This window comes from Caballeronia catudaia (assembly GCF_001544755.2).
In the GTDB taxonomy this organism is placed as follows: domain Bacteria; phylum Pseudomonadota; class Gammaproteobacteria; order Burkholderiales; family Burkholderiaceae; genus Caballeronia; species Caballeronia catudaia.
This window is the reverse complement of the sequence record NZ_FCOF02000005.1, coordinates 212,952-232,662: the sequence shown is the minus strand read 5'-3', so window position 1 is coordinate 232,662 and position 19,711 is coordinate 212,952. Positions and strand designations below refer to the sequence as shown.

Sequence of the window (19,711 nt, the reverse complement as noted above, 5' to 3'; positions counted from 1 at the left end):
GTGATCTTGCAGGCTCGTTTAGTTGAGTATAGTTATGCAAAAGTCCATCATGGCACTATAAAAATACCCGATCGATATGCAAAAAAAAGCCATGCAAAACGCCGGCAAACTCGACCTCGCTCGCCTCAACTGGGACGATCTGCGCTTTTTCCTCGAAGTCGCCCGCACGCAGCGCGCGAGCGGCGCAGCCAAGCGCCTCGGGGTCGATTACACGACGGTCGCGCGGCGCGTGCGCGCGCTCGAAGACGCGCTCGGCACCTTGCTGTTCGACAAGTCGCGCAGCGGCGGATTCATTCTGACCGCCGAAGGCCAACGCCTGCTCGGTTTCGTCGATTCGATCGAGACGACGGTGCAATCGGCCACCGAGCAGATCGCCAATACCGGCCATGCGTTGTCGGGCCATGTGCGCGTCGGGTCGACGGAAGGCTTCGGCTGCTTCTTTCTCGCGCCGCAGCTCGCGCGCTTTCAGGACGCGCATCCGAACATTTCCATCGACTTGCTGCCGGTGCCGCATTTCGTGAGCCTTTCCAAGCGCGAGGCGGATATCGCGGTGACGCTCGAGCGCCCCGAGCAGGGCCAGTACGTCTACACGAAGCTGTGCGAATACCGGCTCAAGCTCTACGCGACGGCCGAGTATCTCGAAGCGCACGAACCGATCCGCAGCGCCGAGGACTTGCGACGGCATCGCTTCGCCAGTTATATCGACGATCTCGCGTTCAGCTACGAACTGCTGTATCTCGAACGCGCCGTGCCGGGCGCGGTGTCGCGCTGGCGCAGCACGAGCGCGATCGCGCAATATTTCGCGGCGCTGCAAGGGCGCGCGCTCGCGATCCTGCCGTGTTTCATGACCTCGCCCGACCCGCGCTTCGTGCCGGTGCTGCCCGACGAGATCGTCGTGACGCGCGCCTTCTATCTGTCATGCCGCGAGGACCTGCGCAAGCTGAAGCGCATCACGGCCGTGTGGGACTATCTGCGCGCGGCGGCCGAAGCGAACCGCGCATTCCTGATGGGCGATGGTGAGCACATGGCCTGGGTCGACGTCAAGTCATCCTGATGGATCGATACTTTTTGACCGCCAATAAAACCTAAATGTGCTAGCAAATCCCGCCCGTTCGCGCGCCACAAAATTTGACTCGCTGTAATCATGTAATTTTGCTTCGACATCCTGTTTAAACATCACTTGCGGACGAAGCGTGCGGCATAATCGCCGCCCAGTTTCATTGCTTTGCCGTGGAGAGCGCGGCGCACTCCATCCCCGTGATTTTTCCTAGTTTTTCTTCCGCCGGCTCGACCGGCCGCCGCGTGCGCTGATGGCTTTCGTCATCTGGTCACGCCGGACCATGTCCCACCAGCGCATCCGTTTCGTCGAGGCACGCACGGCGCGCGCCATCGCGATCATCGGCGGCGTCGCGCTTCTGATCGCCGCGCTCGCGCTCGGCATTGCTATCGGCACGATGTTCGCCCGCAGCCATCTCGGCGAGGAGCAGGCGCTGATGTCGCGCCGCTCGTACGAGATCGAGGAACTCGGCCGCCTCAATGCCGCGCTGATCGAACTCACGCCGCGCGTCGAAGGGCTGTCCGCGCAGGTGCATGAACTGCATGATTTCGACGATCGTCTGAAGGCCGCGCGCGGCACCAGCGGCCCGTCCGGCGTGCACGACGTGCCGCCGCTGCCCGACAGCGAGGAAGGCGCCGCGGCGCTCGACGGCGCGGGCGGACCTGCGCTGCCGCCGCGCCTGTGCGACACGGGGCGGGCAAGCAGCGGCACGCCGCGCCAGCGTCTCAGGGGCGCGCGGCGCATCATCGACTGTCTGAACGACGAGGTGTCGCTACTGCAAACGCAGACGCTCACGCATTACGCGGCGTTCATGGCGTTTCCGGGCCGCAATCCCGCGCCCACCGCGCGCAGCGGCTCGCCCTATGGCAATCGTTTCGATCCGTTCACCGGGCGGCTCAGCTTTCATCCTGGCATCGATATGGTCGCGCCGACCGGCACGCCGATTCTTGCGAGCGCGGGCGGACGCGTCGTGCAGGCCGGCGAGCGCAACGGTTATGGCTATGCGGTCGATGTCCGTCACAGCAACGGCATGGTGACGCGCTACGGGCATGCGTCGCGCATCCTCGTGAAGCCCGGCGACTACGTCATGCCCCAACAGGAAATCGCGGAGATCGGCTCGACCGGACGTTCCACGGGCCCGCACCTGCATTTCGAAGTGATCGTCGACGGCGCGCAGATCAATCCCAATCCTTACCTCGCGCTCTTCAAGCGCAAGCCGAATGCGCAAAGTTGATTTGAAGCGGCGATCGCTGCTCACTCGCCAGTCCTATTCGCTTACGCCCAAGCGCGGCGCGGGCATCTGGCTGGGCTTGATCGCGGCCGTGTGCGCCATGACGGCCCTCGCCGCCGCGGGCTTCGCGCTCAAGCGCTCGCATGAAGAGGTGCGCAAGCTCGATACGCTCTGCGCGCCGCCCGTCTCCGAACAGAAGCTGCGCGAGCAGCTCGCGCACGCACAGTTCGCGTTCGAGCAGGAAGCGGCGAGCCGTGCGTCGCTCGAGCAGCGCGTGACCGAGAGCACCGCCGAAATCCAGCGCCTCCAGACGGACCTCGCATTCCTCAGGAAACAGCACGCACCCAACTGAAGCCGCGCGCTTCACGCAACCCTTTTACTGCATCGCAAGGACCCGAGATGTTTTCATCGAAGAAAGATCCCAACAACGTCAAGCTCGCGAAGCTCGCGACGCTCATCGCGCATAATGTCCACATTTCGGGCGATCTCGAGTTCAGCGAAGGCCTGCGCATGGACGGCCAGGTCACCGGCAACGTGACGGGCCGCCCTGGCGAAGAGACGCTGCTCGTAGTCAGCGACCAAGGCGCGATTCGCGGCAACGTCAGCGCCTACGACGTCATCATCAACGGCTGCGTCACCGGCGATGTCACCGTCGCGCATTTCGTCGAGCTTCAGTCCAACGCGCGCGTGACGGGCAACATCTTCTATCAGAAATTGCGCATGGATATCGGCGCGACGGTCGAGGGCAAGCTCACCAAGTTCGATTCGCAGCCCACTCATGTGCCGTCGCTGCCGAGTCCGCCTGAGTACGGAATCGATCTCGCCGCGAACTGACGTCAAGCAATGAGCCCCGCTCGATGGACGCTCGTTGGCAACCGCTCGCATGTCCAGCTAAGATTCGGTGATGAAGGCCACGCGCCCGCGCCCCAAGCGAATCACGCGACTTCGAGCGCCCATCGACGCGTGGCCCATCACATCGACAGAACTATAAAGGGCGCCCATGCTGGTCAATTGCGCGGCTTATCAGAACGGCCGAAAGCTCGCGGATGTGGATATCGACGATATCAATGCGTATCGGGATCTGCCCGACTCTTTCATTTGGGTTGCATTGAAAGAGCCCGGTCCCGGCGAACTCGCGCACATGACGCATCAGTTCGGACTGCACGAACTGGCGGTCGAAGATGCGCAGCACGGTCATCAGCGTCCGAAGATCGAGGAATACGGCGACTCGCTGTTCGCGGTCTTTCACACGGTCGAGTTCGACGAAGAAGGCGAAGTGCTCGTTGGCGAGATGAACGTGTTCGTCGGCAGGAACTACGTGCTCTCGGTGCGCAATCGCACGACGCAGGGTTTTCAGGAAGTGCGCAAGCGCTGCGAGCGCGAGCCGCATCTGCTCAAGCACGGGCCCGCTTTCGTGATGTACGCGCTGCTCGATGCGGTCGTCGATCGATACTTCCCCGTGCTCGAGACGCTCGGCGCCGAAGTGGATGAAGTGGAAGAGCGCATCTTCGAGCAGAAGGGCTCGGTGGAATCGCGCGAGATCATCGAGGATCTGTATTCGCTGAAGCGTCGCATGACGATCCTTCAGCATCACACGGCGCCGCTGCTCGAAGCCGTCAGCAAACTGTATGGCGGGCGCTCGCCCGGCGTCTGTTCCGGCATGCAGGAATATTTTCGCGACGTGTACGATCACCTGCTGCGCATCGTGAAGACCATCGAGGGGCGGCGGGAAATGATCGTCACGGCGATTCAGGTCAATCTCGGCCTGATCGCGCTCGCGGAAAGCGAAGTGACCAAGCGCCTCGGCTCGTTCGCCGCGCTCTTCGCCGTGCCGACGATGATCGCCGGCATCTACGGCATGAACTTCAAGAGCATCCCGGAACTGGACTGGGTCTACGGCTATCCGACGTGTCTCGCCGTCATGCTGGTCGTCGACCTGGTGCTGTACTGGCGTTTCAAGAAAGTCGGATGGCTATAGCAACGAGCGCGTCACCCGCGCAACGGAAAGCGCCGGAGAAGGAACCTTCGGGCGAATTTCATTGTCTAATCAACCGATTTGCGCGAGAATGTCAGCGGGGCTTGCAAATTGCCCCCTCGACCGCATATGACGTAAGCGTATCGCAAACGCGCTCACTTCCCGGATTCACCGCTTTTCGTTTCAACTTGCACGTCGGCTTCGCTGTTCGCCGATGTCGCCGTCCCGGTCATGCCGGCCACGGCGCGCCGCCAACGCGGCACGCACGGTCGTCCGGCCTATGCCGTCAAGCTCACGACGAGCCTGAAAGAGAGACGCGGCGCGCTCCGAAACGCACGTTTTACGTGCCGGACGTGCCGGGCCGCGCTTTGTATCGCCTCTTACGTTTCGTAGCGACGCGATTGCGCGCCTGACGTCGTCGCGTGGCCGTTCTTCGGCGTTACACGCTGGAGCCGTACGATGTGCAAGCAGCACCCATTACAACTGACCACAGGAGCCCCATATGGCGAAAGAAGAACTCATCGAACTCGACGGTATCGTTGACGAAGTGCTTCCCGACAGCCGCTATCGCGTGACGCTGGACAACGGCGTCGTCGTAGGCGCGTACGCCTCGGGCCGCATGCGCAAGAATCACATCCGAATTCTGGCTGGCGACCGCGTGACGCTGGAACTTTCGGTGTACGACCTGACCAAGGGCCGCATCAACTTCCGTCACAAAGACGAACGCGCAAGCGGCGGCGGCCCGCGCGCACCGATGCGCCGTCGCTGATTTTCATCGTATTCCTGCAACCGGCGTGAGCCTGATCCGCAGCACACGCTTCTGAACCTGTCGCGGATCGCCTGTACTTCGACGCCTCGCGCTTCGCCACGCTGGCGGCGCCTCGCGTCGATGCCTGCCCTACCCGCTTCGAGCCTCATGACGCGCCGCCAGCAGCGCATCGATGCCGATCGCGAAGCCGTCTTCGTCGTTGCTCTTCGAGACCAGGCTCGCGTGACGCTGCACGGTTTCCGACGCCTGTCCCATCGCGATCGAGACACCCGCGATCTCGAACATCGCCATGTCGTTGCCCATGTCGCCGAGCACGGCCACGCGTTCCAATGGCACGTTTGCGATGCGCGCGAGTTCGCGCACCGCCGTGCCCTTGTTCGCTTCGAGGCTTGTCACGTCGAGGTAATAGGTCTGCGAGCGCGCCGCATGGCCGCGTCCTTCCAATTGCTTTTGCAACGCCGGCTCGACGCGTGCGAGCAGCGCCGTATCGGCCGTCGAGCCGACGATCTTGTCGACCGCATCGAGATCGACGTCGTCGAAGCGCGTGACGAGCACGCCCTCGTAGCCGACCGTGCGCGTTTCGAGCGGAACGTAGGCCGCATCGCGATTGGTGAGATACCAGTTGTCGTCGATGAAGACCCACACATCGACATTCGCGGCCGCGAACGCTTCGAGCGACGTCTGCACGACATCGCGCGGCAGCTTGTGCGACGACAACACCTCCCACGTCTTCGGCCTCACCAGGCTGCCGCCGTTATACGACGCGTACGGCATGTCGATGCCGAGCGGCTCGACGATATGCCGCATGCCCTTGCCCGGCCGGCTGCTCGCCACCGTGAAGCGCACGCCGGCTTCGCGCAGGCGGCGCACCGCGTCGATGGCGGGCTGGCCGAGCGTCTTGTCGGTATAGAGCAGCGTGCCGTCGCAATCTGTCACGACTAGTTCCGCCTGGGCGAGCGCCTCGAAGGCCGCGGCGCTGTCGCCGGCCGCGCTGAAGAGCCCGGATTTACCGTTGGCGTTCATCAATGCGCCCCTTCCCGCTGATTGAAGTGCGGCAACTGGCGCGTCTCGCGCACCGAGCGCGGATGCCACAGCCGCGCGCCGCCTTCGATGCCCGCCGCATTCGACACGATCACGACGTTATCCGGCAGCTTGAACTTGATGTTCGCCGAATTGCCGCCGCCGATATACAGCTTGTCGTAGTTCACGAGCGTCGCGAGAATGCCGATGATCTTCTCCACGCGCCGGCTCCAGCGCTTCTTGCCCGCCTTCTCGCGCGCCGCATTGCCGATGTATTCGTCGTAGGTCTTGTCCTTCGCGACCGGATGATGCGCGAGCTCCAGATGCGGCATCAGCTCGCCGTCGCGAAAGAGCGCGGTGCCCGCACCCGTGCCGAGCGTCAATACCATCTCGATGCCGCGCCCTTCGATCGCCGCGAGCCCCTGCATTTCGGCGTCGTTGATCATGCGCGCGGGCACGTTGCCGAGGCGCTCGGAAAGCAACTGCGCGAGCGGCACGCCACGCCACGCCGGAGTGCCGAGATTCGGCGCGGTCAGCACGAGGTTGTCGCGCACGACGCCCGGAAAGCCGATGGAAATATGCGTCGGCGGCTCGGCAACGATCGGCTTCACCAACTCCAGTAACGTCTCGACGACCACGTCGGGCTTGGCCGGATGCGGCGTCGCCACGCGCACGCGTTCGCTCTTCATTTGGCCGTCCTCGGAGATGACGGCCGCTTTCAGCCCGGTCCCGCCGATATCGATCGCGAGAATGCGCTCGGCCTTGATCGCGAGTTTGTCGGCAGAGACATGCGTCTTCTGTTTGGCTTTGGATTCTGTGCTCACGCTCGTTATCCTTTTGGTTGGGATGAGATCAGTCCTTCTTTTGCGTATCGGTGAGCGAGCGCCACGTGCGGCCGTCCTGCGCCAGCAGTTGGTCCGCCTGAGCCGGTCCCGCGCTGCCCGCCGCATAGCCGTGCACGGCGAGCGGACTATCCGGGTGCAGCACGCCATCCACCGCCGCCCACGCCGTCTCGATGCTGTCCGCGCGCTGAAAGAGCGTCGCGTCGCCGAGCATGCAGTCGTAGAGCAGCGTCTCGTAGCCGACGTTCGCGCGCTCCGCGAAGAAATCCGCGTAGTTGAATCTCGAGCGCACCTTGCCGATCTGCATGACCGGCCCGGGCACCTTCACATTGAAGTCGAAGCTCGTGCCGTGCGACGGATCGATGCGCAGCGTGAAAACATTCGGCGTGAGCGCATCGACGGGTGTGTCGCGGAACAGCAGAAACGGCACGGCCTTCAGTTGCACTGAGATTTCCGTGCGCCGCTCCGTCAGCCGCTTGCCGGTGCGCAGGTAAAACGGCACGCCCGCCCAGCGCCAGTTCTCGACATACACGCGCGCCGCCGCATACGTCTCGGTGCGGCTGTCCTTCGCGACGCCCGGCTCTTCCTTATAGCCCGGACCGGCCGGTCCCGCTTCGTACTGACCGAGCACGACATCGTTCGCCGTGAGCGGGCGGATCGCGTCGAAGACTTCGGCTTTGCGGTCGCGCACGGATTCGGCGTCGAATGAATTGGGCGGCTCCATCGCCACCATGCCGAGCAGTTGGAACAGATGGTTCGGCAGCATGTCGCGAAACGCGCCGGTCTGCTCGTAGAACCTGCCGCGCCCTTCCACGCCGATGGTTTCCGCCGCCGTGATCTGCACGTTGTCGATGTACTCGCGCCGCCAGACCGGCTCGAACATCGCGTTGGCGAAGCGCACGGCGAGAATGCTCTGCACCGTGTCCTTGCCGAGAAAATGATCGATGCGATACACCTGCGACTCGCCCGCGAATTCGAGCAAACAGCGATTCAGTTCCTGCGCAGAGGCGAGATCGCTGCCGAAGGGCTTCTCGATCACGATGCGCCTGAAGTTGCCGTCCTTTTCTTCGAGCAGCCCCGCTGCACCGAGATGCTTGATGATCGGTTCGAAAAAGTGCGCACCCACCGCGAGATAGAACACGACGTTGCCCGATTTCGCCTTTTGCAGCCGCGCCTTGAGCCGAGCGAAAGTTTCGTCTTCCTCGAACTCGCCGGGAAAGTATTCGAGCCGTCCGACGACCCAGTTCCACGCGTCCTCGTTCAATTGCGTCGTGTGGAAGGTCGCGGCCTTGTCCGCCGCGAACTTGCGCAGCGACTGCGTGAGCTCGTCGCGCCATTCGGACGTCTCGCGCTCGCCGTGGTTCACGCCGATGATTTCCATGTCGTCGTCGAGCAGCTTGTCGGCGGACAGGTTGTAGAGCGACGGCATCAGGAGGCGCTTGGTGAGGTCGCCGCCCGCGCCGAAGATCACGAGCGTGCACGGCGGCGCGGGATGCTTGCCGGCGCAAGTCGCGCTCGCGGCGGGGTTGGCTCGACTGGCCTGGTTCGACTGATTCGCTTCGTTGGCTTCGTTCTGCATGGCGTGTCGCCCCTTCTCGGTTGCGCTTGAACCTTGGAAAGACCTGCATCGATGCGGCACAGTTCATTCGGACGACCTGCCGCAGGCATTCGAGTCAAATATGTATGTTTTTTGTAATTTTTAACCTTTCGTGTCGTAAAATATGCCCGCTTGCGACCAAGCGCGCGGACACTGCGACATCGACGACGGCGTCGACAACCCTGGGCCGGGACACCTCATGAACGCACACGATACTTCCATCGACCTTATCGCCTACTTCGAGCGCATCGGTTTCGGCGGACCCGCGCGTCCAGCGCCGACGCTCGACACGCTGCGCGCGCTGCATCTACTGCATCCGCAGGCCATTCCCTTCGAAAATCTCGACGTTCTGCTCGGCCGCCCGGTCAGCCTCGACCGGCAATCCATCCAGAGCAAGCTCGTCACGAGCGGGCGCGGCGGCTACTGCTACGAACACAATCTGCTGTTTCGCAGCGTACTCGAGACGCTGGGTTTTCGCGTGCGCAGCTTCGCGGGCCGCGTCCTGTGGGGCCGCGAAGCGCCCGAGGTGCCGGCGCGCATGCACATGCTGCTGCTCGTCGACGTCGACGAAGGCACCTTCCTCACCGATGTCGGCTTCGGCGGCATGACGCTCTCTGCACCGCTCGCGCTTCAGACCGGCCTCGAACAAATTACGCCTCACGGCGCGTTTCGCCTCGACGACGCCTCCGGCGAACCGCACGGCTACATCCTGAAGGCGCTCGTGAACGGCGCGTGGACGAGTGTCTATCGCTTCGACCTCGACCCGCAGTATGACGCCGACTACGAAATGGCCAACCATTTCGTGTCCACCTGGTCGCAGTCGATTTTCGTGCACAACCTGCTTGCCGCGCGCCTTGCGCCAGGCAAGCGCTTCGGCCTCTTCAACCGGCGCTTCTCAGCACACGACGAACACGAAGGCAGCACGCATCGCGAACTCGGCGACGTGGCGGAACTGCGCCGCATCCTCGAGAACGAGCTCGGCATTCGTCTGCCGGATAGCGCCGATCTCGACGCCGCGCTCGCACGCCTGCCCTAAGGCGCGCGCTCCGGCTGGCACAACCAAGCTTAATCACAAGACCACGATGTTCAAGAAGAAGACGCGCGGCGGCAGCGATTTCCAGACGCATCATCGCAGCACGGTGCTCGTGCATCCATTGCCGGCGTGGCGCTCGCGCCTCGTGCTCATCGGCGTGACGGCGGCGTTCATGGCGCTCGCCGGGCGCGCGCTGTGGGTGCAGGTGATCGACCACAAGTTCTATCTCGGCGAAGGGCAGAAGCGCTATCAGCGCACGCTGGCGCTCTCGGCGACGCGCGGACGCATCGTCGACCGCAACGGCGCGATGCTCGCCGTGAGCCTCGCCACGTACGAAGTGTGGGCGACGCCCAAGCTCTTCGACGGCGATCACGGCAACGAAATCGCGCGCCTGCTCGACATGCCGCCGAAAGATTTGCAACGGCGCATCGACGGCAGCCGCGCGTTCGTGCTGCTCAAACGTCAGGTGGAAGCGGAAACCGCCGAGCGCATCGCGCAGATCGGGCGCGCGGGCATCACGCTCGCGCCGGATACGAAACGCTTCTATCCCGAAGGCGAATCGGCGGCGCACGTGGTCGGTTTCACCAATAGCGAAGATCACGGGCAGGAAGGTGTCGAACTCGCCGCCGACAAGCGGCTCACGGGCGAAGCCGGCCAGCGCGAAGTGATCCGCGACCGGCTCGGGCGCGTGGTGTCGCAGATCGGCGAGCCGGCGCTTCCGCAAAACGGCGAGACCATCCAGTTGACGATCGACCGGCGCATCCAGCAGCTCGCGCATTCGCAACTGAAGGCGGCGATCGCGAAGCACAAGGCGCGCGCGGGCAGCGTCGTCGTGCTCGATGCCAAAAACGGCGAAGTGCTCGCGCTCGCAAACTATCCGAGCTTCGATCCGAACGATCGCGCGCGGCTCACCGGCGAGCAGTTGCGCAATCGCGCGCTCACCGATACCTTCGAGCCCGGCTCGACGATCAAGCCGCTCGTCGCCGCGCTGTCGATTGATCTCGGCAAGGTGCGGCCCGACACGCGCATCGACACGGCGCCGGGCACGTTCAAGCTCGGCCCGAACGTGATTCACGACACGTCGAACCACGGCGTCATCACCGTGGCCGAGGCGGTGCAGATGTCGAGCAACGTCGCGCTCACGAAGCTCGCGCTGCAGATTCCCGCGCAAACCATCTGGGACAAGTATCGCGATTACGGCATCGGCCGCGCGCCGGAACTGACCTTCCCCGGCGCGGCGACCGGGCGTCTGCGGGCGCCCGAGCGCTGGAAGCCGATCGAGCAGGCGACGATGGCCTATGGCTACGGCCTCTCGCTGTCGCTCGTGCAGATCGCGCAGATCTATACCGCATACGCCGGCGACGGCCGCTTTCACGCGGCCACGCTGATCCAGGGCGAAACGCGCCGCGCGTCTCCTCAGGTGACCAAGCCGGCGACGGCGAAAGCCGTGCGCAACATGCTCGAAATGGCGATCGGCGATCACGGCACCGGCCGCGCCGCGGCGGTCGACGGCTATCGCGTCGGCGGCAAGACGGGCACCGCGCGCAAGCAGGTCGGACGCTCGTACGCGGCGAACAAGTATCGCGCGTCCTTCGTCGGCATCGCACCGATGAGCGATCCGCGCGTGATCGTCGCCGTGATGATCGACGAGCCCACGGGCGGCACCTATTACGGCGGCACGGTCGCCGGGCCGGTGTTCTCGGGCATTGTCGGCGCGGCGCTGCCGCTGCTCGGCGTGCCGCCGGACGCATGACGGGTCACACGCAAGCGGGCGCGGCCCTTGCTGCGCCGCCTTCTGCATCGCTCGGAAACATCCCCGCGAACCTGACCGGACTGTAAAGGGCTTGTGCTCTAATGTCGTGTTCGGCACACAGAGACAACACGGGAAACACCATGAAAAAACTCGCCGCGGCGCTCGCGCTGCCTGTGCTTTTCGCCGCCTGCGCCCAGTTTCACAACGAAGACGCCGGACAACCCGAAGTCGAGAAGTCGTCGACGCAGAACAAGGTCAACGGCATCGTGCAATGCATCGCCGACGAAGCGAAGAAGCACGACGCGAAATATCAGCAGACCGCCATTCCGCAAGGCGTGATGCTCGAGTTCGGCGATTCGAACGTGATCAAGGTGCGTTACGACAACGGCGAAACCACGTACCGCTTCTATCCGGGCAAGCGTCATCCGTCGAACCTGTGGATCGAGGGCGCGGGCAAGAAGTGCGCGCCATCGGATACACCGAGCCAGGACTCGACGGACAAATAACTCACGGAAAACTGCACGACCAACATGCGCTCGACCAAAGCCATCAGCGCCGTCGAACGGCTCAAAACCCGCACCGGCAACGCGAACTATGCCGCCATCGCGATGCCCGGCGGCTTCTTCTATCTCGCCGAGCGTTCAGCCGAAGGCTCGAAAAAACTCTCCGAGCCGATGCCGTTGGACGACTTCGTCGCGTTCGTCAACGCACGCGAGCCGGCGAAACCGCGCAAGGTCAGCAAGCTCGACATCGCGATGGAAGAGCAGATCGGCCGCAGCGGCAAGCACACTGCCAAACGCGACGAGTAAGCGCTTCATCCCCTTCCCCGCGCCGCCCCCTCTCGCGGCGCAACATCGAAATCCTGTTGTCAGCTCGCACCAATGTGCGATGACAGACGGAGCCGGCAGCCTCGCCTTGCGTACATTTTTGCTAACGATCGAGCCCATTGAGAAGGGCGACGATCGGTCATCCGAATAAAAGAGCAAGGGCCACCCGCGACGGGTTCAAAAAATAGCGCGGGTGAACGGGGTGCCTGTACGGCGCGCGTGTCCGAAGTCGGGACTGCGCGCCGCATGGCCGAGAGGAAGACCACATGAAGAAGAAGAAAAGCGAGGCCCAGGGCAGCCTTTTGCCCTCGGCATTGGCCGATATCGAACTGCAACATATCGAGCGCGCGCTCGCGCAGCTTCGCACGATGCACAAGCAATCTTCCGGCACGCTCAACGTCGAATACTGGCGCGAGCGGCTCACGGCCGTGATGAAGGGCTATGCACTCGTTCCGGCGCAGAAGCAGCGCATCGAAGCGCTGCGCATTGCGCTCGACACGGTCGACAGCGGCCCGCGCGACGGCTCCGGCAGCCGCAGGAAATCGACCAACAGGCTCTGGGCGAAAGCGGCCTGAACCACCGCTTTCGCCACTCGCGCCGCGGCGCGATCCCATCGTTGCATGCCCACGCAGGCCGCGCCGGGCGTGCAACGGCCACTCGAACTTCCGACGATTCATGGCGCGCGCGTTTCGAACGCGTCCGACCGGCTCGCCAGGCATCGTTCCTGCTCGAAAGCAAGTCTTTCGATCATGCAGGGAGTCGTCATGTCCATTCATCGTCACGACCGCGCGCGCCGACGCTGGCCGATGCTCGCGAACGCGCTCTTCGCCAGCGTCATCGCGGCATTCAGCACGTACGGCGTCGCGCAGATCACGAACGGCGGCGGCGCCGAGCGTCAGGAACAGCGCCAGTCGGATTCGAGCTCGCGTAACGAGCCGTCGGGCGCGCCGATGCACGAATCGCAGAAGCCGCAATCGAAGGATGCCGCGAAAGGGCGCGCCGCGACCGGCGACAAAAACCAGAAGTCCGACGGCAGCACCGGCTTCGGCAACGGTCTCTACGGCACGGGCGCGGGCAACAACAAGTGAGTCGAGTGCCGTTCAGTCGCGATCTTCCTGCGGCAGGTTCGTGATCTCCGGCGCGATCGCCGCATGATTGACGATCGCGACCAGCGACACGCCGCCGATCACGTTGCCGATGAACGTCGGGATGAGGAACACGAGGAAGTAATCGGAGACGCTGGCCGCGCCGATCATCACCGCATAAGCGGATTCGACCGATCCGGCGATCACATGCGTGAGCTTGCTCACCGCGACGGTGTAGGTCACGAGCAGAATCGTGAGCAGCCGACCCGAGCGCGCGCTGGGCAACAGCCAGACCATCAGCGCGATGAGCCAGCCCGAGAACACGCCGCGCACCAGCGTCACGCCGAAATCGGCGGATAGCGGCGCCTGCGAAACGTGGGCGAGCGCGTCGCTGACTTCCGGCGAGAACACGCCGCGAATCTGCAGGATGCCGGCGAAGATCGCCGTGCCGACGAGATTGAAGAACAGCACGATCGCCCAGAGCCGCAGCGCCTTGAGCAAGGTCTTGACATCGCGCCGCGTGAGCACGGGCAGCACCGCCGTGAGCGTGCTTTCCGTGAAAAGCTGCTGGCGCCCGAGAATCACGAACACGAAGCCGATCGTATAGCCGAAGCTCGAAATCAAGTCGCGACCGCTCGACTCCGGCAGCGCGCTTTCGAGGATCGACTGGACGAGGAAGGAAAAGCCCATCGAGAGTCCCGCGGCGAGCGCCGACCACATCAGCGCGCCGAAGGTCCGCTCCATCGCCACCTCGCCCTCTTCGCGCACGATCTCATGGATCACGAGCGGATGCGGCGCGGAATGCTCGGCGGCCTGTTCTTTTTCGGCGCTATCGAGATTCGGCGATTTCGCCCCGGCTTGCGGGTCGTTCATGATCTTTCTCCCTGAACGCCGCTCGATACGGGAAGTGGATGAGCGGCTGGCGCATCCACGAAGCAGGAAGAATGCCCAACCTTATCGGGCGATGCCGCGATCCAGGGATTCGTAGCCGCGCCATTTGTAGATCAGCGCGGACACGAGCCAGCACGCCGCGAACACGCCGACGATCCCATAGCCGAGCATGCCGAAATGCCCGGATAGCGACGCCGCCAGATCCCACAGCCCGCCCTTCAGTTGCAGCCGGTCCGCGATCAGCCCGAGCGCCTCGATGCCGCCGACCAGCACCGCGATCAGCACCGACATCAGCGTGACGGTGAGGTTGTAGTAGAGCTTGCGTATCGGCTTCACGAACGCCCAGCCGTAAGCGCCCGTCATCAGCATGCCGTCGGCGGTGTCGATGAGCGACATGCCGGCCGTGAACAGCACGGGAAACACGAGAATCGACCAGACCGGCATGCCGCGCGCCGCTTCGGCCGCAGCAATCCCCATCAGGCCGATTTCGGTCGCCGTGTCGAAACCGAGCCCGAACAGAAAGCCGAGCGGATACATGTGCCAGCTCTTCCCGATCAGACGGAACAGCGGACGCGCGATACGCGCGAGCGGTCCGCCGCCGACGGCGAGCATGTCGATGTCCTCGTCGCGGCACGCTTCGCCGCGGCGCACGCGCCGGAACGCGCGCCACACGCCGCGCAGCACGAAGAGGTTCATCGCCGCGATGGCGAACAAAAAGAGTGACGACACCGACGTGCCGATAATTCCGCCGATCTCGCGAAACCCGGCGAAGCGGTCCTGCACGGCTAGCGCAGTCGCGGCGATCAACGCGGTGGCCGCGACGACGATCGTCGAATGCCCGAGCGAAAAAAAGAAACCGATGAAGATCGGGCGCTTGCCTTCCTGCATCAGCTTGCGCGTGACGTTGTCGATGGCGGCGATATGGTCGGCGTCGACCGCGTGGCGCAGGCCGAGCGAATACGCGAGCAGCGACGTCCCGAGCAGGAGCGGATAGTGACGGAACGCGACGAGCGCCCAGACCCACGCGAGCATGTTGAACGCAATCAGTCCGGCGATGAGGCGCGCCGACTTGCGCGGCAGATTGCGGTGCGGCTCGATCGGTTCGGACATGGCGCGCGCGATGGGTTTTAAAGGGACAAAGAATAACGTGCGTGAGAGCGTGGCCAATATTCGGCTGCTCCGCGAATGCGTGTCGAATGCTTATCGCGCCAATCGCGAAAACCTTAGGCGGAATCGTTGGTTTGGACGGCGCGGACGCCCCGCTAGCATGGCCCTTCGCCTTTCCCTGTGTCCGCCATGCCCCGCTATCTCGACGACGACCAACGCCAGGAACTCCAGCGCCGACGCGAAACCTTCGGCTGGCGCAGCGAATGGCCGACGTGGGCGGTGATCGTCGCGATTTACGGCGGCTGGTTCGGCGTCGCGCTCAACGCCCGCACGCTCGGGCTCGTTCCGGCTGTCGCGTTGCTCGCGGTGCTGTCGTGCTGGTACATGTCCCTGCAGCACGAACTGATTCACGCGCATCCGACGCGCTGGCCGCTCGTCAACATGCTCTTCGGCCCGGCGCCGCTCGCGGTGTGGTTTCCGTACGAGGTTTATCGCGATTCGCATCTGCGTCATCACGACGACGCGCATCTCACCGAACCCGGCCGCGATCCCGAAAGCTACTACGTGACGCCCGAGCAATGGGCGAGCGCCGGCCCCGTCTTGCGCGCCGCGCTCGCCGCGCGCAATACGTTCGCGGGACGCATGCTCATCGGGCCGTGGTTCTCGATCGCGGCGTCGTGGCTCGAAGCGGCGCAGGCCATCGCCGAAGGACGCTGGCGGATCGTCGCGAGCTGGGCCGTGCATCTCGCATCGCTCGTGCTGCTGGCGGGCTGGCTCGAATCGCGATGCGGCATTCCGTGGCGCGCGTTCGTGTTCGGCGTCGGTTATGCGTCGCTCGCGCTGGCATCGGTGCGCTCGTTCCAGGAACATCGCGCGGCGGAGCGCCAGAGCGAACGCACGGTCGTCAACGAAGCCGCGTGGCCGTGGCGTCTGCTTTTTCTCAACAACAACTACCACGCCGTGCATCACGATCTGCCCGGCGTGCCGTGGTTCGCGCTCGGCAATATCTACGCTCGCCGGCGCGCGGCGTATCGCGTGGGCAACGGCGGCTTCGTCGTGCGCGGATACGGCGAATGGGCGCGCCGCCATGCGTTCGCGCAAGGCGCCGAGCCGGTGCATCCGTTCGCGGCGCCAGACTCGCCCGCCGACCGTCGCGTCGCGCAGAGCGGCGACGCCGCCCGCCTCGCGAGCTGACGCGCCGGCCTGTACGATTCGGCACATGCACTGGATCGCCGCCCTGCCGATGTACAACGTCACGCCCGCGCTCGCCGTCGACTGGCGCGCGCTTCTCGCGCACGTCCGTGAGCAGCTCGCGGACTGGCTGAGCGCGCGCGGCGATACGCTCGAAATCGTCGATCCGGGCCCGGATCTCACCGCATTCTGGCTGCGCGACGACGTGCTGTTGTCGCAGACCTGCGGCTATCCGCTCGTGCATGCGCTTGCTAACCGCGTGCGGCTCGTCGCTGCGCCCGAATTCGATGCGCCCGGCTGCGAGAACGGCGCGTATCGCAGCGTGATCGTCGCGGGCGCGCAGGTCGCGGCGCAGTCGATAGAAGCCTGCCGCGGCCTTCGCGCCGTCTACAACGACGACGATTCCAACAGCGGCATGAACCTTTTCCGCCACGCGGTCGCGCCGTTCGCGCGCGACGGACGGTTTTTCGCGTCAGCGACGAAAACCGGCGCGCATCTGGCGTCGCTGCGCGCGCTGGCGGAACAGCGGGCGGATGTCGCGGCGATCGATTGCGTCACGTTTTCATATGCGCAGACGCATCTGCCGGAACTGGCGGACCGCGTGCACGTGATCGGCATGACGGCCAGCGCGGCCGCGCTGCCGTTCATCGCGTCGGCGCACGCGCCGCACGACGCCGTCGACACGCTTTTTCAGGCGCTCGCCAGAGCGCTCGATCGCGACGCGCCTCTCGCCCGCAGGCTCCGGCTCAAGCGCGTGGTCAAGCGCACGCTCGCGGACTACGCGCCGATCCTCGCCCTGGAGCGCGAAGCGATATCGCTGGGTTATCCGCAGCTCGCCTGACTGATCCGGCAAATTTCCCGGAGTTTCGGCACAATCAGCCTTTTCAGCGCGCGGCGCACGACGCACAGGCATCGCGCATCGCCACGCTTTCGGAAAGCCGCAATGATCCCCTTCTCGCTACTCGACCTTTCTCCGGTTCCGCTCGGCGCGACACCGGCCGACGCCTTCGCCCATTCGCTCGATCTCGCCCGCCACGCCGAGCGCTGGGGCTATCTGCGCTACTGGCTCGCCGAGCACCACAACATGACGGGCATCGCAAGCGCGGCGACCGCCGTCGTGATCGGTCATATCGCGGCGGGCACGACGACGATCCGCGTCGGCTCCGGCGGCATCATGCTGCCGAATCACGCGCCGCTCGTGATCGCCGAGCAGTTCGGCACGCTCGCGTCGCTGTTTCCGGGGCGTATCGACCTCGGGCTCGGCCGCGCGCCGGGCACCGATCAGACCACCGCGCGGGCCCTGCGCCGCGACCTGCAAGGCAGCGCCGAATCGTTTCCCGATGACGTCGTCGAGTTGCAACGCTATTTCGCCGATCCCGTCGAAGGTCAGCGCGTGCGCGCAGTGCCCGGGGCGGGCCTCAACGTGCCGATCTGGCTGCTCGGCTCGTCGCTGTTCTCCGCGCAGCTCGCGGCCGCGCTCGGGCTGCCGTTCGCGTTTGCGTCGCATTTCGCGCCCGATTACCTGCTGACCGCGCTCGAGGTCTACCGCGCGCAGTTCCGGCCCTCCGCGACACTGAAAAAGCCCTATGCGATGGTCGGCGTGAACGTCTTCGCCGCCGATACCACCGACGAAGCGCGCTTTCTGTTCACGTCGCTGCAACAGCAATTCATCAATCTGCGTCGTGGCACGCCCGGTCAGTTGCCGCCGCCGACCGGAAACATCGCCTGGTCGGATGCCGAACGCGCGGGCGTCGAGCATTCGCTCGCGTGCTCCGTCGTCGGCGATCCGGCCGATGTCGAAGCCGGATTGCGCTCGGTGATCGCGCAGACTCAGGCCGACGAGCTCATCGTCACCGCGCAGATCTTCGACCACCGGGCGCGCCTGCGTTCTTTCGAGATCACGAGTCAGGCGCGCGACGCGATCGGCCGCGACGCCTGAAGAAATTTGGGGCCGAAAGACCGCCGAATTCCGACGCTGGACGCGCGCGCTTTCGACAGGCAATAATGAGATACCGGAGGGCGGCGCGGGCCGCGCCGCCCTTCGCGTCGCTTCATTCGCCAGGCTGAAACCTCTCGCAGCGCGCCCGAATTCCGTGCACGCCGGGGGACGGCGCGGCGACACAACAACAACGACGTCGCAAGACGGGAGGAAGAATGTCGATGCCGAGAAGCGCCGCCACCGGCGCCATGACGCTCCTGACGGAATACGACGAAGCCAGCGGACAGGAAGTGCGTTCGCTGCGCCTCGAACCGGCGGCGGACGGCAAAGCCGTGCTGCTGATTGAAATCGACGAGCGCAAACCCGGCATTCACCGCGAAGTGCGTTATGAAATTACGCCTGCGGAACTGATTGCCGCCATTCGCGCCCACGGTGCGGAATTACCAGGGGAACAACATAGCCGTTAAAACGTTTTAACAGTTGCCGCAGGCAGCATACAATGGAGTTAAGCGAGGTTTTCGGCCGCCATGCTGCATCGGCGGCGCTGGCTTCGCCTCCGCTTCGTGGCTCCCCATAGTGACTTTCCGCGCGTTTGCGTTCGCGCGTCCGTCACCGCGACGCCAAGGCGGGCGAACGTTCGCATTCGGGGCAATGTCCGCATTAAAGGCAAAGTCGCCGGTCGAATTAATAGGCGTGCGGTAAATACACTAATTGACGTGAGACAGGCCCTGCGTCACGCTTCATAAAACACATATATTCAAGTCATCGAACCGCCCCGGTCCGCGCGGGGTATCGGTTCGTCTTCTGAAAATCAAAAAGCTGAATCAGGAAAGCCGTGGACGAAAGAAAGCGAGACAGCATCATTGCGTATCTGCGCAGCCGAATGGCTGAGTTCGGCATTACGGAAAGAGCGTTGGCCGAAGCATTGGCCGAAGCGCCGGCGGCGCCCCCGCCGCCCTCCTTCACCAAGACCAACGGGACGCATGGCGCGTTGAAAACAAAGCGGCCGATGCCGCAATTGCCATCCCTGCCGAAATCGGCGGGAGGCGCCATGCCGATCTTCCGCAATGCGAGTGGCGACACATGGGACGGCCTCGGCGATATGCCCGAGTGGCTCAAGCGCGCGGTGCACGCGGGTCAGGACATCGAGTTTTATCGCGTTTGAGCGCCGTTGCAGTTCGTCCGTGCTTCAGCAAACGATGAGTCGGCGAGCGCTGCGCATTGCATCGGACACGCGCCCGAAACGGACGCGTGCGGTATTGCGCGCCGCGCATCGTCCGCGCGTCGCCGGAAGCGCGTTGATTGCCTATCATCAGCGTTCATAGGCAATTCACTTCGATTTATCAAGCCCAAAAAATTTTCGCCGATGGTTGCCCATCGCGCCCGAAAACGTT

The 19,711-nt window shown here is 64.3% G+C and carries 22 protein-coding genes; 17 read left to right on the top strand and 5 right to left on the bottom strand.

The window, feature by feature from the left end:
* Positions 1 to 91: 91 nt before the first annotated feature.
* The 6 genes from AWB75_RS07960 (at position 92) to infA (ending at position 5,032) form a co-directional block, all read left to right on the top strand.
* Entirely contained in the window at positions 92 to 1,054 is a 963-nt protein-coding gene (locus AWB75_RS07960; protein ID WP_061123603.1) for a LysR family transcriptional regulator, read from the top strand.
* A gap of 286 nt (positions 1,055 to 1,340) precedes the next feature.
* Positions 1,341 to 2,291 (top strand): M23 family metallopeptidase, encoded by a 951-nt coding sequence (locus tag AWB75_RS07955; RefSeq protein WP_061123524.1) that lies wholly within the window; start codon positions 1,341 to 1,343, stop codon positions 2,289 to 2,291.
* Positions 2,278 to 2,640 carry a hypothetical protein gene (locus AWB75_RS07950; protein ID WP_061123523.1) on the top strand — a complete coding sequence of 121 codons (363 nt, stop codon included), beginning with the start codon at positions 2,278 to 2,280 and terminating at the stop codon, positions 2,638 to 2,640. The genes AWB75_RS07955 and AWB75_RS07950 overlap by 14 nt, the downstream gene beginning before the upstream one ends.
* Positions 2,641 to 2,687: 47 nt before the next feature.
* On the top strand, positions 2,688 to 3,122 hold the full coding sequence (locus tag AWB75_RS07945) for a bactofilin family protein (protein WP_061123522.1): 435 nt from the start codon (positions 2,688 to 2,690) through the stop codon (positions 3,120 to 3,122).
* A gap of 166 nt (positions 3,123 to 3,288) precedes the next feature.
* A complete protein-coding gene (gene corA, locus AWB75_RS07940) occupies positions 3,289 to 4,266 on the top strand; it encodes a magnesium/cobalt transporter CorA (RefSeq protein ID WP_061123521.1) in 978 nt (325 codons plus the stop codon).
* Positions 4,267 to 4,765: 499 nt separating this feature from the next.
* Positions 4,766 to 5,032 (top strand): translation initiation factor IF-1, encoded by a 267-nt coding sequence (gene infA / locus AWB75_RS07935; RefSeq protein WP_035507474.1) that lies wholly within the window; start codon positions 4,766 to 4,768, stop codon positions 5,030 to 5,032.
* 129 nt (positions 5,033 to 5,161) lie between these two features.
* On the opposite strand, the gene AWB75_RS07930 is transcribed toward infA, so the two are convergent.
* The 3 genes from AWB75_RS07930 to zwf are packed head-to-tail and all read right to left on the bottom strand — an operon-like array spanning position 5,162 to position 8,473.
* Positions 5,162 to 6,055: a Cof-type HAD-IIB family hydrolase gene (locus AWB75_RS07930; protein WP_061123520.1), complete on the bottom strand. Its 894-nt coding sequence runs from the start codon at positions 6,053 to 6,055 to the stop codon at positions 5,162 to 5,164.
* A complete protein-coding gene (locus AWB75_RS07925) occupies positions 6,055 to 6,876 on the bottom strand; it encodes an ROK family protein (protein ID WP_061123519.1) in 822 nt (273 codons plus the stop codon). Before AWB75_RS07925 ends, AWB75_RS07930 begins: the two co-directional genes overlap by 1 nt.
* A 28-nt stretch (positions 6,877 to 6,904) precedes the next feature.
* Complete coding sequence (zwf, locus tag AWB75_RS07920) at positions 6,905 to 8,473, bottom strand: glucose-6-phosphate dehydrogenase (protein ID WP_061123518.1); 1,569 nt, start codon at positions 8,471 to 8,473, stop codon at positions 6,905 to 6,907.
* 217 nt (positions 8,474 to 8,690) lie between these two features.
* Between zwf and AWB75_RS07915 the strand changes: the two genes are divergently transcribed.
* The 6 genes from AWB75_RS07915 to AWB75_RS07890 all read left to right on the top strand — a co-directional run bounded on the left by AWB75_RS07915 (position 8,691) and on the right by AWB75_RS07890 (position 13,192).
* Entirely contained in the window at positions 8,691 to 9,527 is an 837-nt protein-coding gene (locus tag AWB75_RS07915) for an arylamine N-acetyltransferase family protein (protein WP_061123602.1), read from the top strand.
* A gap of 46 nt (positions 9,528 to 9,573) precedes the next feature.
* Positions 9,574 to 11,277 (top strand): peptidoglycan D,D-transpeptidase FtsI family protein, encoded by a 1,704-nt coding sequence (locus AWB75_RS07910; RefSeq protein ID WP_061123517.1) that lies wholly within the window; start codon positions 9,574 to 9,576, stop codon positions 11,275 to 11,277.
* A gap of 140 nt (positions 11,278 to 11,417) precedes the next feature.
* Positions 11,418 to 11,783 carry a hypothetical protein gene (locus AWB75_RS07905; protein WP_061123516.1) on the top strand — a complete coding sequence of 122 codons (366 nt, stop codon included), beginning with the start codon at positions 11,418 to 11,420 and terminating at the stop codon, positions 11,781 to 11,783.
* 24 nt (positions 11,784 to 11,807) lie between these two features.
* A complete protein-coding gene (locus tag AWB75_RS07900) occupies positions 11,808 to 12,086 on the top strand; it encodes a hypothetical protein (protein WP_061123515.1) in 279 nt (92 codons plus the stop codon).
* Between the two features lie 284 nt (positions 12,087 to 12,370).
* Positions 12,371 to 12,679 (top strand): hypothetical protein, encoded by a 309-nt coding sequence (locus AWB75_RS07895; RefSeq protein WP_061123514.1) that lies wholly within the window; start codon positions 12,371 to 12,373, stop codon positions 12,677 to 12,679.
* Positions 12,680 to 12,868: 189 nt separating this feature from the next.
* The gene (locus AWB75_RS07890; protein ID WP_061123601.1) at positions 12,869 to 13,192 is read left to right on the top strand and encodes a hypothetical protein; all 324 of its coding nucleotides are present in this window, start codon (positions 12,869 to 12,871) and stop codon (positions 13,190 to 13,192) included.
* A 12-nt stretch (positions 13,193 to 13,204) separates the two neighbouring features.
* On the opposite strand, the gene AWB75_RS07885 is transcribed toward AWB75_RS07890, so the two are convergent.
* Both AWB75_RS07885 and AWB75_RS07880 read right to left on the bottom strand, forming a co-directional pair.
* Positions 13,205 to 14,062 (bottom strand): formate/nitrite transporter family protein, encoded by an 858-nt coding sequence (locus AWB75_RS07885; RefSeq protein WP_061123513.1) that lies wholly within the window; start codon positions 14,060 to 14,062, stop codon positions 13,205 to 13,207.
* An 81-nt stretch (positions 14,063 to 14,143) separates the two neighbouring features.
* On the bottom strand, positions 14,144 to 15,190 hold the full coding sequence (locus tag AWB75_RS07880; RefSeq protein ID WP_061123512.1) for a HoxN/HupN/NixA family nickel/cobalt transporter: 1,047 nt from the start codon (positions 15,188 to 15,190) through the stop codon (positions 14,144 to 14,146).
* Positions 15,191 to 15,376: 186 nt separating this feature from the next.
* Between AWB75_RS07880 and AWB75_RS07875 the strand changes: the two genes are divergently transcribed.
* From AWB75_RS07875 to AWB75_RS07855, 5 genes are all read left to right on the top strand, one after another.
* Positions 15,377 to 16,381, top strand: a complete 1,005-nt coding sequence (locus AWB75_RS07875; protein WP_061123511.1) for a fatty acid desaturase — start codon at positions 15,377 to 15,379, stop codon at positions 16,379 to 16,381.
* A gap of 25 nt (positions 16,382 to 16,406) precedes the next feature.
* Complete coding sequence (locus AWB75_RS07870) at positions 16,407 to 17,219, top strand: phosphate/phosphite/phosphonate ABC transporter substrate-binding protein (protein ID WP_061123510.1); 813 nt, start codon at positions 16,407 to 16,409, stop codon at positions 17,217 to 17,219.
* Between the two features lie 102 nt (positions 17,220 to 17,321).
* A complete protein-coding gene (locus AWB75_RS07865) occupies positions 17,322 to 18,317 on the top strand; it encodes an LLM class flavin-dependent oxidoreductase (RefSeq protein WP_061123509.1) in 996 nt (331 codons plus the stop codon).
* A gap of 221 nt (positions 18,318 to 18,538) precedes the next feature.
* Positions 18,539 to 18,784, top strand: coding sequence for a hypothetical protein (locus tag AWB75_RS07860; protein WP_035969404.1), 246 nt, complete (start codon positions 18,539 to 18,541; stop codon positions 18,782 to 18,784).
* Positions 18,785 to 19,152: 368 nt separating this feature from the next.
* Positions 19,153 to 19,482: an H-NS family nucleoid-associated regulatory protein gene (locus AWB75_RS07855; RefSeq protein WP_061123508.1), complete on the top strand. Its 330-nt coding sequence runs from the start codon at positions 19,153 to 19,155 to the stop codon at positions 19,480 to 19,482.
* Positions 19,483 to 19,711 lie beyond the last annotated feature (229 nt).